We start from the raw sequence: 14,297 nt of genomic DNA on the forward strand, positions 1-14,297 counted from the left end.
GATGTGGGGCCAGGTTCAGGCTGGCCCCACACCAGCAATCGTAGGTGGTCACAGGAGCCGAGCTACTCAGACAACCAACCCGTCACCCACCAACACGGGCGACCGGCCCGCCATACACGCCAACCCCTTGGAATAACTCATCTAGGCGGCGAACCTGCACCTGCATGACCACAGGCCGCCCGTCCAACGGCACGTCCGTCAGCGTCCGCCAGTGATAGCCGTGCACTCGTGCGGACCCGGCCCCGCAGCCGGGACACACAGCCGCGCCGTCGGGTGTCCGCGCCCACACCACGATCCGCTCACCCTCGTCGACCACATCCTCCACCACCCAGCGGCGACAACCCCGAAAACACCACGGCAGCAGGAATATTCACCTCGCACACGCAACATCGTGCCGTCAAGATCAACAAGTCACCACCGAAAGTGCGACAGAGCCGTTGTATTTACAGTCCCGGCGAAATCAAGTCCGGTGTGCGGGAACTTTAGAGGGTCTTCGTGGGGCAGTTGTTACCGGCACCCCTGATTGTGGCCATAGTTGTCGGTGCCGAGGAAGTGGAAGTTCGGTGCGGGATGCATGAGGAACTCGTGGTGGGAGATGTTCCAAGCGTAGGCCCCCGCCAGGCCGAACAGCAGCCGATCTCCTGCCCGTAGAGCATTGGCCCGGACATGACGTGCCAGAACGTCTTTCGGGGTGCACAGCTGGCCGGTGATGGTGATATGAGAACCGGTTGCTGCTGGGCGCGGCCACTCGTTCGGCCATGCGTCGATGGGCACTATCGTGCACGGCTGGTCGTGGTCTTTGGCGGCGGGTGTGCGTAGGTGGTGTGTGCCGCCACGGACGATGGCGAATTCTGTGCCGTGGCTGGGTTTCACGTCCAACACCTCTGCGGCGTACCAGCCGCAGTAGGCACTCACCGCACGTCCTGGTTCGATGCGCAGCTGTAGCCGCGGCCACGTCTCGGTGATGCGGGCGAGCCCGTTCCCGTAGGCCGCCCAGTCGAACAGCGGTGCTCCTGGGGTGTAGTCGACGTTCATCCCGCCGCCGATGTTCACTTCGCTGGGTTCGACGCCGCATCGTTGGGTCAGTGCCTGTGACCACGTGACAATCGACTCGGCGAGGGTGAGCAGGTCGGCGGCGTCGAGGCCGCTGGCGAGGTGGGCGTGTATTCCTCGCCAGCTCACTCCCGGGTAACGCCCGGCGACGAGATCCGCCGCCAGCGTGTAGGCCCGGTTGGGATCCATCCCGAACGGTGTCGGTCGTCCGCCCATCATCAGCGCACTGTTCGCCGCTGTCGCACCGGTTACCGGCAAATTGACACGCAGGAGTACACCCGCTGGTTTCTCTGCGCGGCCCGCGGCCAGGGCCGACAGCATCCGTAGCTCGGTCTCGCTTTCCACGTGGATGCGATGCGCTTGGTGATCGAGCGCGGTAGCCAGTTCCTGGTACGTCTTGCCCGGCCCGCCGAAGGCGAGCGGTTTGCTGGGTACCGTTTTGGCGACATGTACCAGTTCACCTCCGGAGGACACCTCGAAACCGTCCACGATTCCCTCGAGCGCGGCGAGGATTTCCGGTTCGGGGTTGGCTTTGGCGGCGTAGTACAGCTCGACGGTGTCCGGTAGTACTGACCGGATAGCTGCAGTGTGTTTCCGTAGCGCCGCGAGATCGTAGAGGTAGGCGGGCAGCTCGGTGGCGGGCAGTGTGTGCAGCCGGTGTAGGACCGGTGTGGTCGGGCTGCTCATCTCAGCGCCTCGTGGAGACGAGTGTCCTGTGTATGCGACACAGGGGGGTGGGTGGGTGTGAGCGGTGACGGTATCCGGGTATAGCTGGAGTCACGGTCGGGTTTGCGTTCCCATCGGGTGAGTAGATTGGTCTTGGCGGGCAAGGGAACTCCAGCCAGCAGCGCGGCAAGCCGGGGTGGACAGCCGTGGTCGGCCGCGTACTCGGACAGCACTGCGTGTACCTGCTTCCACAATGCGGGCTCCAGCCGCGGATGCAGATCTGCCAGCGCCGCAACCATTTCCGCGAGATGGTTGACGAGGAGGCAGTACAAGACCCGGTTCCAGCCGGCGTGCGGGGTGTAGGTCATCGGAGCGGCGACATCGGGGCGCAGCTGTGCGAGCGCTTCGGTGTGCTGGTCGGGTAGCAGCTTCGTGCCCTCGAGGTCGCGGAAGAACACCTGTACCGGCATGCCCGTGTTGTCGACACCGACGAGCACGTTCTGTAGGTGTGGTTCCAGCACGACGCCGTGGTCGAAGTAGGCGGTGAGAACCGGCGGTACGAGCAGTGCGAGGTAGTCGGCCCACCAACGCATGGCGGTGTCGGGCTCGTTATCGGGGAGCAGGCGGGAGATCTGCGCGGGGCTGGTCGGGTACTCGTCGGCGATGGCCGCGGCGAGCAGTGGTGTCGCCCCGGGCCGTAACCGCTGGGTGAGTCCTTCGCGGACGATTACGCCGAATCCTTCGAGCAGGCTGCGCTCGCTGACGCCGTCCGCGCCCGGTAGCGCGAGGCTGCGGTAGCCGGGTTCGCGCAACATCACGCTGCCGGGGAAGCGGCCCGTCAGTTCATCGAAGATCGGTTGCAGGATGCGGGTCAGTGCCACCGCTCCGGACAGTTCGTAGCGGGCGTTTTTGCGTAGGCAGTTGGTGATGCGGACGTTGAGGCTGAACTTCAGGAACGTGTTGCCGTCGTAGAGTGTGCGCACTGAGGCGGTGGCCGCGAATGTTCGGGCACCGACACCGAGATCGAGGATGTCGCCGCGCGCCATAGCGTTTTGCAGGTTCGGTGTGTCACGCAACATTTCGTATTGCCACGGGTGCGCGGGCAGTAGCCGGTAGCCGGCGGGTACGTCCTCGTGCAGCAAGTCCAGGGGTGCGCATGCGGTGTCGTGCGTGGTCTCTTCGGCGATCAGGTGAGACCGCACCGCCAGTAGTCGCAGGCCGAATGCACCTGCGGTCTCTGGTGCGTAGCGCATCCATGATTCCGGTGCTCCGCTGCGGGCCTTCGGGGTGGGATGGAAGCGGTGACCGAACAGCAGGGCCTGTTCGGATACGAGATAGTCCGGCGCGGATCCGCTCGTGCGTGCCGTGCTGGATTCCAGTGTGACGGCGATGGTGTTGTGGCTGGAGCGGACCTGCTTCAGGAATTCCTCATTGCTTACTCCGGTGGAGAGGGTCAGCTCGTCCTGGACGTGTTCGGCGAGCTGCTGCCAGCTCACCGCAACCCATTGTGTGCCGCGTCGCTCACTGACTGGTCCGGTGAACCGGTGTGCGCCGAACAGCGAGGTCCGTCGCAGCCGGACTCGTAGCAGCACGTCACGCCTCGGCAGTCGTAGCAGAAGGTGATCGTCGGCAATCTCGGCTTGCTGTTCGGGGCCGGAGACCTCCCGGAGCATGCAGTTGAGCAGGGTGTGCGCCACGACGTCATCGGGGCCGGGCAGGGCGGCCGCGGTGGCGGGTGCTTCGGGGGGAAATGGTGCGACTGGCACGGGCATGGGCGGACTCCATCGGGTGCGAAAATTGGTGAACCACAACAGCAACGACGAGAAAGACGACAGCGGCGAGGGCGCCCGACAGTAGCGGGGCGACCGGACCGAAGTGGGAATTGACAGCGGTGGCCGCGAGCCCAGCAGCGACGGCTCCGGCCTTGGTGAAGAACTCCAGCGAACCGAACATGCTGCCGGGGGTCCGGCCTGCCGCGCAGCCTGCGGCCAACATGTTCCGGCCGACCAGACTCAGGGTGAGTCCGGCGCCCAACAGCAGGCGGGTTGCGACGAGCCCGGCCAGCGAGTCGACGACGGCGTGTGCCGCCAGACCGACTGCGAGTACAGAGAATCCGAGAACGATCGGCCGCCACAGTGTGGCGAACATCCGATGTACCACGAACGAAGACAGCAGATACACCAGGTGCGGCAGCGCGAACAGCACGCCGACAACCACCGCCGGGGTACCGGGGAACCGATCGGCGACGAACGGGATGAGATACGGGAACGAGATGACCGTGGTGAACACGAACACGAACTCGAGTGCGAACAGTGCACGTACCGGGGCCGGTGTGGTGGTGTCGGGACGGTCGGCGCTGCTGCGGGCTGCACCGTAATCAGCTGGCCGGGGCTCGGGCAGCCACGCCAATAGCAGCGCCGCACCCAAAGGCAACAGCGCGAGCACGATGTACTGGCGATGCGGCGTCAACCATTGAGATAGTGCGCCGACCGCGATCGGGGCGATCACCAATGCCGCACGAGCACTGCCCTGCAGCGCAGTCAGGGCCCTCGCCAGCGCCGGACCCTGCAGCGCCGCGGCGAGATAGCCGTTCGAGGCGGCGAAGGTGCCGCCGAGCACGCCTTGCAGCACCAGCGCCGCGGTGAACAACGGCAGCGAATCGGCCAATCCTGCCAGCACGAACGCGGCAGCCAGCCCGAGCTGCGCCCGCAACAGCAGTGGCTTTCGCCCGTATCGGTCGGCGAGTCGCCCCCATAGCGGGGCGCCGAGCCCACCGAACACGGTGGGCGCAATGTAGAGCAGCCCGGCCCAGTGACCGGTGGGATCGCCCAGTGCGGGCAGGATCTCGGCGAAGTACGGCGGCAGTCCGAGGGCGGCGAAGGAGGCCACGAAATAGCATCCCGCTACCGCGTACACGTGGCGACGGCCGAACTCGGGTGCGGATAGGGCTTCCGGGGCCGACTGTGCCGCGCGCATGGCGGTCATATGACCTCACCTGCGGTGCGCAGGTAGTTGGGACCGTCGGTGTAGTGCTTGTTGATGTCGAACGCACCGCAGCGTTCCTTGCCGAACAGTGTTCCGGCGCTGACCATCGCTTTTACCGGCAATCGCGGCGCGTCGAGCACGTCCGCGCGCAGCCGCGCCGCGGTCACGGCATCCAGCCTGTCGATCGCCCGCTCGAGTCTGTCGCGGACGATGCCCAGCAACGTCGCCTGCGACGCGTACCCGAGCCGGGCCAGTTCGAAGGCGTATGTACCCGCACACAGGTGCAGCGTGATCGTGGTGAACAGGTCGGTCAGCGTACGATCATCCTCGACCGCTATGCGTGGGTCGGCGAAGTCGAGAGGTATGCCACCGAGCCGGCCGCGTAGCCGGGTGGTGTGCACGCGCGGGGTGTCGTTGTCCTTGAACAACATCCGCAGCCGGGAGCGGCCCCGGTCGTGGTCGAGCACGAGTGAGGTGTTCTGCTGATGTGATTCCAGCGCCACACCGTAGCCGAAAAGCGTGGTCTGCCACTCGAACAGCAGCGTGATCCACGCGTCGAACAAGTCGATCGGAGCACCGCCGTAGAAGTGGTCGGCCAGATGGTCGAGCACGAGTCGATCGTCGGGGGTCGGGGCGAGCAGGGCTGCCATCGGCACTACGACGGCACCGTCCAATCCCACCGGGTAGCGGCGGCGCAGCACCGCGAGCAGCTCGTGTCCGGCATGGGCGTAGCTGCTCTCCTCGGCGAGCAGGATCGTGTCACCGAACTGCGGTTCGCGGTCGAGCACGGCGGCCAGTAGCCGTTGTCCCATAGCGCCGTCGGTCAGGGTGCGCGGCTTGATGGTGCGCACGTTGCGCTCTCCCAGAGTTGCGGTGGCCAGCGGTAGTTTCAGATGCTCTGCCGGGTTATCGGCGACGGCGACTGTCCGCATCGACAGGGTCGGGATCACCGTGAGATACGGTTGCTCGGCGAATACGCATTCGTCATTCAGGCCGAGTTCACGCAGCGCACCCTCCAACGACGCATCCGTCGTCGTGGGGTGCACAGGCAGCATCAGATGGCTGTCAGCGAGCTCCGGCAGACCCAGTTGCGTCGGGACCGGCCAATAGTCCGGGAGGAAGTCCGCCCCGCCTGCGGTTGTCACCACCGCTTTCGGCACGGCCAGCCAACGTAGAGCGAACCTGGGATGAAACTCCGGCGCATAGGCCCGCAGTTGTGTTTCGTCGAGCCCGCTACGACCACGCGAGGTCGGATAGACAGGGTGGTCGTGCCGAGCAGCCAGCGCATCGAACGCCAAGCTGGACGCCAGACCGGTCCAGTCGCCGATTCGGTCGCCGTAACGCCAGACGAGTTCGTTCGCGAACTGGTCGTGGGTTGCGGTGTGCAGCCGCATCGCCGCGAGTGTCCGGTCACATTCGGCAGCGAATGCTTCGAATCCGGTCCGGTCGAGCGGATGCGCGAATTCGGCCAGGGCAGAGATGATGTCGGAGGTGATGCGCAGTTCCCGGCCGTCGGATTCCCGTAGTAACAGCGGCTCACGGGGAATGTCGGCACACAGAAAACCGTCGGCTGTCACCGCAAGCAACAGCGCGTCGGGACCCGCCAACCGCAGCCAGCGACCATCCGGGCGCTCGACGAGAGTGCTGCGACTGCGCAGGCCCACCACGTCTTCGCGCAGCAGCGTCGCCAGCACCCGCGACACCAGCCGCTGTTCGAACACGTCGGGATCGGCGGTATGTAGGCCGGCCGGCCCGATGGGCGCCTCGATCATCGGACAACCTCCCACCGCTGTGTGGCCAGAAACTCCTCCGCCGCGCGATCGACCGCAGCGCTGTCGGACCCCACGGTCCGTAGCACGCCGATGTAATCCCGGTTGGTATGGGAAATCTCGCATCGTGCACCGATATCCCGTAACTTGCGGTAACTCAGCGACACTCCCTCGACGATCGAGTCGCTCGAGTCGGGAACCGCGATCAACCTGCCTGCATCGGGCGCGCAGATGTGATCGATACGGGCCGCACCGCCGTGGCGGATGCCAAGGTCCACCGGCAGCGCTTCGCCCAGATGGACACGTAGAATGCGCTCGAACAGTGGGATGCCCAGCACCTGTTCGAGCGCCAGATCACACTGATCCCCGATCGCTCGATAGTTGACTTCGATCAGCCGGGCACGTCCGTGTTGCACCACAAATTCTGTGTGACAGGAACCGAATCCAATACCGAGCGCGTCGAGCTGGGCCAGCACCTGCGCGACGATCGGTTCCGGGTGCGCGGGTGTGAACGTGTGCCGCAACTCGACGAAATACGGTGGCGCCGACAGCGTTGTGGCGAATCCGCCGAGAACCGTACGGCGGTCGCCGTCACCGAGCGTCTCCAGCGTGTACAGGGGACCGTCGAGGTACTCCTCCACCACCAGCGCCGCGTCAGGGCGCTGGTGCCGAATCTCCTTGCAGCACATTATGAGATCCGCAGGCCGGGTGACCAGGACTACATTCTCGCTTGCGACGCCCTCACGTGGCTTGACCACGCACGGTGACGGCACGTCGAGATCGGCCAGAACCGAGGGATCCTCGTCCGCAGCCAATTCCCGCGACCAGACCGCGTCGAGCCCGGCGTCGGCCAGGTGACGACGCATCAGCGCCTTGTTCTTCACTCGCCGGGCGACGCGCCGATCCTTGCCCGGCAGACCGAAATGCGCGGCAGCCCCGGCGGCAGACGCTTGCAGATGGTCGCTGTTGGTGAAAATCGCATCAGCAGGTGGCAGGTCGGTGAGCGCGGCGATCACCGCACGATGGTCACGCACCGGGCACGCCACAATCCGCAGATCGGGATGTCGTCGACAATGCGGATCCGGTTCCTCGGTCAGGACGATGACCTCCAGACCCAGCCGGGCAGCGGCGGGCAAAAATCCCTCGGAGACCGAATCGGTGGGATTCAGTGCAAGCAGACATAGACGCATGCGAACCTTTCCTAGCAATCGCCGCGATACGAAAAGCACACGTCGCCAACGGAACAGCGCAACGGTCGGCTGCATGGCGGCCTCTTTCACACGCGGGAACGGTCATTCGTGGTGGATGGGCACCACTGTGGCTGGCTGCCGCTGAGAAAACGCTGAGACCGCCACAGCCACTTGGTATTCGACTTGTCAACGCGCGTTCGGTGGAGGCTGGAGCGTGGTGAGGCAGTCACCGGGACGACGTTGCGGACAAGATCGGTAGCGATCGCTTCGGCGCAGATCTCCTCGGCTACCGCGAGAGAGGAAACGAGCATCATTCATGCGGTGGACCTCCTCGGCGTGCGGATCATGATTGGATGGCCAATTGTGCAGCCCGGTTGCGGGTATCAGTTCTCGTCGGAGAGCCGGTAGCCGACGCCGCGATGGGTTTCGATGGTGTTTCGTCCGAATGGTAGGTCGATCTTCTTGCGCAGGTATCCCACGTAGACCTCGACCACGTTCGGCGGGCCCTCGAAGTGGGCATCCCACACGTTGCGCAGGATGTCGGTTTTGCTCACCACAGTCCCCTTATGGCGTAGCAGGTAGTGCAGCAGAGCAAACTCACGCGGTGTCAACTCCACCGCCACTGTGCCGCGACGCACCGATCGCCGTGCCGGGTCCAACGTCAGGTCACCCGCGGTGAGCACCGGCGCCTGCTGCGGTGTTTGCCTGCGTAGCAGGGCACGTAACCGGGCACGCAGGACGACCGTGGAGAACGGCTTGGTCAGATAGTCGTCGGCCCCGAGGTCCAGTGCATCGGCTTCCTCGTGGTCGCCGTCCTTGGCAGTCAGCATCAGCACCGGCGTGTGCATATCCCGTGCACGTATCCGGCGCAGCACCTCATACCCGCTCATCCCCGGCAGCATGATGTCCAGCACGATCACGTCGAAGCAGTCTTCGGTCGCCCACCACAACCCGTCCGGGCCGGTCGCGGCGATCTGCACGACGTATCCCTCCAATTCCAGCGCGCGCCGCACCGTCCCCGCCAGGCGTGGCTCGTCCTCGACCAGCAGAAGTCTCACTTGTTCTCCCATGTCGAGGGTCCGATCCGTTTGACGAGACCCTCGCGTGGCCCGCTGCCGGCTCCACGGAGGTCGGTGGCCGGGTTCAGGGGCAGATCGACGACGAGGCGGGCGCCGCCATGTGGGGAATCTTCGATGGATACCGTGCCGTGGTGAGCGGTCACGATTTCGGCGACGATAGCCAATCCCAAACCGGTACCGCCGGTATCGCGGGCACGGTCGTCCTGCAATCGCACGAACCGGTCGAACACTCGGACTCGCTGTGCCGCAGGGATTCCGGGCCCGTCATCCTCGACAAGGAGGTGGGCACGGTCCGCGGTGAGTGTCGTGGTAACAGACACGACCGACGCAGCGTGGATAGCAGCGTTGTCCACGAGATTACGGATTACCCGCGCCAGCGCTTTCGGATCGCCCGTCACGCGGGTTGGTTGCAGGTCGGTGACCACACGATGACCACCCTCAGCCCGCAGCCTGCCAGCGGCCTCCGCGGCGAGGTCATCGAGGTCGACATCGATGCGCCGCAAGGTCAGCCCGTGTTCGTCGGCTGCGGCCAAAACCAGCAAATCATCGACGAGCAGCCGCATACGCTCGGCTTCCGGCAGCAAAGTCGCCGTGACCAGTCGCCGATCGAACTCTGCCGGATGGTCGCGTGCCAGTTCCAGCCCAGCGATCAACGAGGCCAGCGGGCTACGCAATTCATGTGACGCATCACCGACGAACCGGCGCTGTGCCAGGTAACCAGCCTCCACCCGGTCCAGCATCGAGTTCATGGTGGCGGCCAGCCGCGCGATCTCGTCACGCGCGACCGGTATCGGGACACGTTCGCCGAGACGATCAGCCCCGATAGCGGCGACACGGCGTCGGATCGCCTCGACCGAGGACAACGATAAACCGACTAGACCGTAGGTAGCCGCCGCAGCCACGGCGACGATGATCGGGCCACCGAGGGCCACCCCCACCGCGACCCTCTTCACAACGTCCTCCACCGGCTCACCGGCGGCCGCGACCACAACATGGAAGTCACCAGCTGGCCCGTCGGCCGGCCGGATCGTAACCCGCAGATCGTCCTCGCTCTCAATCGCCAAACCTGTCACGTGCCCCGAGGACGGCACCGGAACCAGCGGCCGGTCAGGAGCACCCTCCGACGCGCGCACGACCACGCCAGTCGAGTCGAGCACCTGAACGATCTCCACCGGACTGTTCGGGGCAAACAGCCTTGCACTGACCTCGCCCGGCGACCGCTCACGCAGATGCGCGGCAAGGTCGGCAGCACGCCCCACCGCCGCGACGTCGACCGAGTCCAGCAACGACTGGTAAACCATCCACAACAACGCGACAGCACCGAACGTCAACACCACCCCGACCACAGCCGCCGACAACAGAGCCGAGCGCAGTCGCAGCCCCCACCGGGCAGGAGACGCGAACGCCAACACAGAACGCATACAGCCATCATCTGCCCACGACCATCACGTCACCCACCGACTCTCAGCGGGCTCTCAGCAAACTCTCAGCGGTGCTCGGGCACCGTCAGGCCATGACTTTGCTCGCCGAAGACCTGCTATGGCTACTGCTCGACGATCAAACCGGACATCCACTCGTCGACCACATCAGCATGTCCTGTGTATTGTCCGGAGCGGTCCTGTTGAATCTGACCCGCACCACATCGGGATCCYCGCGGCCACCGCTTCAGCTCACCCACCGCGGCCAGACACCGAAACCAAGCCACCTCACCCTGACCGCCACACTCACCACAGCCGACCACGACGAGGTGAGCGCCATCGTCGCGGACCTGCTGCGCCGCCGGCCGCGCACACCGACACAGGCGATCGAACACCTACGACGCCCAGTGCATCGCATCCTGCTGCACCGCCTGTGCGCCGATGGACGCGTGGCCGCCACGACATCCCGGCTGTTCGGCCTGATCCCCCTACGGTCATGGCCAACCCTCGACCACCCCCGCAAAGCAGCATTACGACAACCCCTACACCACACCCTGCTGGACGCCCGCCCACCCAACCCGCGCACCACAGACCTGATCGCCCTGCTCGACGCCGTCGACGCCCTCCCAGCACAATGCCCCGGCTGGAACCCACACACCATCACCCGATTCGCCCACCGAGTGATCGCCGATCACCACCGATGGAGCATCGACGCCGTACACGCCGCCATCCACACCTCCTACGCAGACTCATTCACCACCCTCCCATAAGCATCCACCACGGGCGGCCTCAAATGCGCTGCTGGATACAGGAACCGGCGATTTCGGCACGACCCGCCAACTCACCATCCTCGACGTCGGGATCCTCCGGCGCGGGCCAGCCTGCCGCCCGCAGGACTCCCAGCGCGGCATCGAGGGCGTCAAATATCGGCATCGGCGACGAGCCGATGGACCACGAGGACGACAGCCCCGCCGCATTGGCGATCTCCCTGATCGACACACCCTGCGCCTTTGCCGCCGCCAACGCCCAAACCCGTTCCCGTTCGCCTGCTCCAACCGCCACGCCGCCCGGCTCACCCGAGCCAACACCCGACACTTCCGACGCCCACACCACCATGTCCACGACCAAAGACGCCTCACAACCGGAGTGTTCAGGAAACTGGACACTTTAACCTGCGTTCCGCGTAATTCTGTCCGTCTGGAGTCGCGATTTGTCCCCTGACGTGCGTGGACATAGGTGAATGCGCCGAGTGACCGTGTCTCTAGGCGCGTGTATCGGTGCTGGTCAGGGGGTTGGGGTGAGTTCGATGACTTGCTTGGGTGCGGGGACCTCGAGGGCGGCGAGCAGGTCGCGTTGGGACTTGGTGAGTTCGGTGGTGCGGCGGAAGATGCCGGTGGGTCCGGTGAAGGTGCCGACGTGGATGCGGTCGAGTTCGTGACGCAGCGTGTTCCAGGTTGCGCCGCTGCGGGTTTCGGCGATCCGTACCAGCAGCAACGCCAGCCAGCAGAGCACGACGTGGGCGCGGATGCGTTCTTCGAGCCGGTGGTAGACCGGCCGCAGGTCCAGGACGGATTTCATGTCGCGCCAGCCTCGCTCGACCTCGAGAAGCTGCTTGTAGCCCACCGCGATGTCTTCACTCGACAGGTTCGGGTCGCTGCAGCGCAGCAGGTATTTTCCGTCGAAGTTGGCTTCGGCGTTGATCTTCGCCGCGTCGATACGCAGCTTCCCGCCGGCGGTGACGCGCAGGAACCGGTTCAATCCCGGCTTGCCGGCGATCTTGCCGCGCAACTCCCCACGCTTGAACTCCGAGAGCGTGTCGCTGCCGTCGATCATCTCGCGCAACGCGGCGACGAGCTGTTCGCGGGTGGCCTGGTCGCGTTCGGCGGCATCGGGGTTGTAGCAGATCACGAACCTTTCCGATTCGCTGACCCGGACTTCCTTGACGCGCATACTGTCTGCGATGTCGAGGTAGCGGCCTTGCCGTGACATCGCCGCTTTCACCTCCGCCGACCCCGACCGCAGCTTCTCCCCGATGATGTAATGGTCGTCGCCTTGGCGCAGGTAGCGGCGGTTTTCCGCCGAGGAGAAACCGCGGTCGGTGACCCACACGATCTTCGACAGGGTCCAGTCCCGCATGTCGTCCTCGACTTGCCGGATCAGCACCTGATCAGAGGCGTTACCCGGCCAGCACCAGCATCGCACCGGTATCCCGTCACGGGTCACTGCCATCCCGATCACGATCTGCGGCAAGTCATCTCGCGAGTCCTTGGACTTGCCCCAGGTTCGAAACCCCGTCATCGTCTCCCCGCTGCCGCTGCCGCTGCCGCTGCCGCTGCCGCTGCCGCTGGTGTCTGGTGCAGGGTTGCCGCGTTCGTCGCGGAGGATGGGCTCATCAGCGGTTTCGACCTCGAAATACGTTGAGGTGGTATCGAAGAACAGCAGATCGACTTCCAGATTAAGCAAGGTCGCGACCCGGTCGAACACCTGCTTTTCCAGGTCGTCGGTCACCGCGTGCAGCCAGTCCATCGCCCGGTAACACGAGTCGTCGGTGGTCTCGGCCAGTCCGGGAATGTGCACGTCACCGCAGATCCAGTCCGCCGCAGCCAGTTTCGACGACGGGGATAGSGCGCGGTTGGCGACCAGCCCGAACAGCACCCGCTCAGTGACGGTCACGGCCCGCCGAGGGCCCCGTCGCGGGGACCCGAGCCGGCCCACGATCGCATCTATGCCCAGCCACCGCCATAGATGATCGAGCACATACGCCCCACCGAACGCTCTGGAGGAAACGAACGCCAACTCGGTTCCCGACGCTGCCGCGGACAGGGCATCGGCCGGATCCAGCAGCCGCGACAACGACCCCACCAGGCGTTTGATCGCGTCGCGGTCGAGTTCGTCCTCCCGCCCGAATGTGAACAGCACCCTCGGTGTCGCCCGCCCTTTCACCGGATCCCACACGTTGTGCGCCAGATGCAGATACCTGACCGTGCCGGACTTGTTGTCCCGCTTGGTCGTCTTCACGTACACGACTCCAGACCATACGACAAAACAGCAGAACAATCCACCAAAACAACCCAGACCGCGTCTCTAGGCGAAAATCAGTGTCCCTCCCCGCTGCACTCGCCCGACCAGCGGATACGCCCAGCCGTTACCTCCAGAACCTCCGAATTACGCGGAACGCAGGTGTCAGCCACGGGCTGACGAGTCGGCGGGTTGCCTCTGCCGCTGTTTGATCGGGGCGAGTCAGGTCAGAAGTAGCGCTTGTGACGGCCACAGCGATCGTGGGTGCTCGTATCCGACCTGTCAGTGATGCGGAATTCTGAACCGGACCGCAAAGTCGCCAGTCGGTGCGCGTGCTCCACAGCGATGCGCCGAAGCACCGGCCACCGGGGCGAATCGGTCACGTCCTGACCATATGAGGCGGCGACGAACGCATCACGAAATCCATTCTCCCCGAACCCGATGCTGTCCACAGCGACTACAGCCAGGTCCCATGCGGTCGGACCCGTTCCAGAGCTATCGAGGTCGGCGAGAACTGTCGAACCGTCGGGCGCTATGAGGAGGTTGCCGGTGTGCGGGTCGCGATGCACCTACCCCGATCGACCCGAGGGCCAGCTCCCGATAGGCGCACTCGGTGAGCTGTCCTTGAGTCCTCAGCCGATTCAGGTCCGAGCGATCCAGCGAAGGATCGGCGGATTCCAACCTGGGCGAAGCTGCCCGAACGGGGCAGGTCGCCGACATCCTCAGCCAGCGCTATGTGGTACAGCGTTTTTCAGGGAAGCGGCTAGGTCTCGGTGAATCTAGCCTGCGCAGAAGCCTGCGCAAGGTCGGACCGTTCGCCGCCGAGCTTCCCGGGCCGACGCGTTCGCATCGGCCGAGAGACGGGCAGTGGCTCCGTCGTGTGTAGGGGATCTGCGCCGTGAAGATCAGCCAGTACTGCTATTTCTCGGTGAGGAGCACCTCGCTGACTGCCACAGACATGTCCGCACGGCTAGTACTCCAGCCGCACTTCGTTATGTTGGGCGGTAAGCTGTTTCGTTGTGTCGATCGATGAGGATCTGGCTGCGTGGGTGGCTGGGCTGGATGATCTGTTCGGGCGGGTGACGGGCCGGTTCTATCGGGCTGAGCCGCGGGGGCGGG

11 protein-coding genes and 1 pseudogene are annotated in these 14,297 nt (G+C 65.1%); 1 reads left to right on the forward strand and 11 read right to left on the reverse strand.

Annotated elements, in window-relative coordinates:
• Positions 1 to 142: 142 nt before the first annotated feature.
• From AB4Z47_RS29640 to AB4Z47_RS29675, 8 genes and pseudogenes are all read right to left on the reverse strand, one after another.
• Positions 143 to 383 (reverse strand): annotated as a pseudogene (locus tag AB4Z47_RS29640) (transposase family protein); the annotation flags it as partial.
• Positions 384 to 507: 124 nt separating this feature from the next.
• Positions 508 to 1,740, reverse strand: a complete 1,233-nt coding sequence (locus AB4Z47_RS29645; protein ID WP_441955838.1) for a type III PLP-dependent enzyme — start codon at positions 1,738 to 1,740, stop codon at positions 508 to 510.
• The gene (locus AB4Z47_RS29650; RefSeq protein ID WP_441955840.1) at positions 1,737 to 3,491 is read right to left on the reverse strand and encodes an IucA/IucC family protein; all 1,755 of its coding nucleotides are present in this window, start codon (positions 3,489 to 3,491) and stop codon (positions 1,737 to 1,739) included. Before AB4Z47_RS29650 ends, AB4Z47_RS29645 begins: the two co-directional genes overlap by 4 nt.
• Positions 3,421 to 4,704: an MFS transporter gene (locus AB4Z47_RS29655; protein ID WP_441955842.1), complete on the reverse strand. Its 1,284-nt coding sequence runs from the start codon at positions 4,702 to 4,704 to the stop codon at positions 3,421 to 3,423. The genes AB4Z47_RS29650 and AB4Z47_RS29655 overlap by 71 nt, the downstream gene beginning before the upstream one ends.
• The gene (locus AB4Z47_RS29660) at positions 4,701 to 6,476 is read right to left on the reverse strand and encodes an IucA/IucC family protein (protein ID WP_441955844.1); all 1,776 of its coding nucleotides are present in this window, start codon (positions 6,474 to 6,476) and stop codon (positions 4,701 to 4,703) included. The genes AB4Z47_RS29655 and AB4Z47_RS29660 overlap by 4 nt, the downstream gene beginning before the upstream one ends.
• Positions 6,473 to 7,663: an ATP-grasp domain-containing protein gene (locus AB4Z47_RS29665; RefSeq protein ID WP_441955846.1), complete on the reverse strand. Its 1,191-nt coding sequence runs from the start codon at positions 7,661 to 7,663 to the stop codon at positions 6,473 to 6,475. The genes AB4Z47_RS29660 and AB4Z47_RS29665 overlap by 4 nt, the downstream gene beginning before the upstream one ends.
• Positions 7,664 to 8,046: 383 nt before the next feature.
• Positions 8,047 to 8,721, reverse strand: a complete 675-nt coding sequence (locus AB4Z47_RS29670) for a response regulator transcription factor (RefSeq protein WP_441955848.1) — start codon at positions 8,719 to 8,721, stop codon at positions 8,047 to 8,049.
• The gene (locus AB4Z47_RS29675) at positions 8,718 to 10,163 is read right to left on the reverse strand and encodes a sensor histidine kinase (RefSeq protein ID WP_441955850.1); all 1,446 of its coding nucleotides are present in this window, start codon (positions 10,161 to 10,163) and stop codon (positions 8,718 to 8,720) included. Before AB4Z47_RS29675 ends, AB4Z47_RS29670 begins: the two co-directional genes overlap by 4 nt.
• A 92-nt stretch (positions 10,164 to 10,255) precedes the next feature.
• Here AB4Z47_RS29675 and AB4Z47_RS29680 point away from each other — a divergent pair, with 92 nt between their 5' ends.
• Positions 10,256 to 10,930 (forward strand): GOLPH3/VPS74 family protein, encoded by a 675-nt coding sequence (locus AB4Z47_RS29680; RefSeq protein ID WP_441955852.1) that lies wholly within the window; start codon positions 10,256 to 10,258, stop codon positions 10,928 to 10,930.
• 19 nt (positions 10,931 to 10,949) lie between these two features.
• On the opposite strand, the gene AB4Z47_RS29685 is transcribed toward AB4Z47_RS29680, so the two are convergent.
• The 3 genes from AB4Z47_RS29685 to AB4Z47_RS29695 all read right to left on the reverse strand — a co-directional run bounded on the left by AB4Z47_RS29685 (position 10,950) and on the right by AB4Z47_RS29695 (position 13,747).
• Positions 10,950 to 11,276: a hypothetical protein gene (locus AB4Z47_RS29685; RefSeq protein WP_441955854.1), complete on the reverse strand. Its 327-nt coding sequence runs from the start codon at positions 11,274 to 11,276 to the stop codon at positions 10,950 to 10,952.
• Positions 11,277 to 11,444: 168 nt separating this feature from the next.
• Entirely contained in the window at positions 11,445 to 13,184 is a 1,740-nt protein-coding gene (locus AB4Z47_RS29690; protein WP_441955856.1) for an IS1634 family transposase, read from the reverse strand.
• Positions 13,185 to 13,405: 221 nt separating this feature from the next.
• The gene (locus AB4Z47_RS29695; RefSeq protein ID WP_441955858.1) at positions 13,406 to 13,747 is read right to left on the reverse strand and encodes a phosphotransferase family protein; all 342 of its coding nucleotides are present in this window, start codon (positions 13,745 to 13,747) and stop codon (positions 13,406 to 13,408) included.
• Between the last annotated feature and the right edge of the window lie 550 nt (positions 13,748 to 14,297).

This window comes from Nocardia sp. 2TAF39, from assembly GCF_052114905.1.
Taxonomy (GTDB): domain Bacteria; phylum Actinomycetota; class Actinomycetes; order Mycobacteriales; family Mycobacteriaceae; genus Nocardia.

Coding starts and splice junctions, on each gene's coding strand:
- AB4Z47_RS29655 (WP_441955842.1), bottom strand. CDS start 4,704: ATGACCGCCATGCGCGCGGCACAGTCGGCCCCGGAAGCCCTATCCGCA.
- AB4Z47_RS29665 (WP_441955846.1), bottom strand. CDS start 7,663: ATGCGTCTATGTCTGCTTGCACTGAATCCCACCGATTCGGTCTCCGAG.
- AB4Z47_RS29645 (WP_441955838.1), bottom strand. CDS start 1,740: ATGAGCAGCCCGACCACACCGGTCCTACACCGGCTGCACACACTGCCC.
- AB4Z47_RS29685 (WP_441955854.1), bottom strand. CDS start 11,276: ATGGTGGTGTGGGCGTCGGAAGTGTCGGGTGTTGGCTCGGGTGAGCCG.
- AB4Z47_RS29650 (WP_441955840.1), bottom strand. CDS start 3,491: ATGCCCGTGCCAGTCGCACCATTTCCCCCCGAAGCACCCGCCACCGCG.
- AB4Z47_RS29660 (WP_441955844.1), bottom strand. CDS start 6,476: ATGATCGAGGCGCCCATCGGGCCGGCCGGCCTACATACCGCCGATCCC.
- AB4Z47_RS29675 (WP_441955850.1), bottom strand. CDS start 10,163: ATGCGTTCTGTGTTGGCGTTCGCGTCTCCTGCCCGGTGGGGGCTGCGA.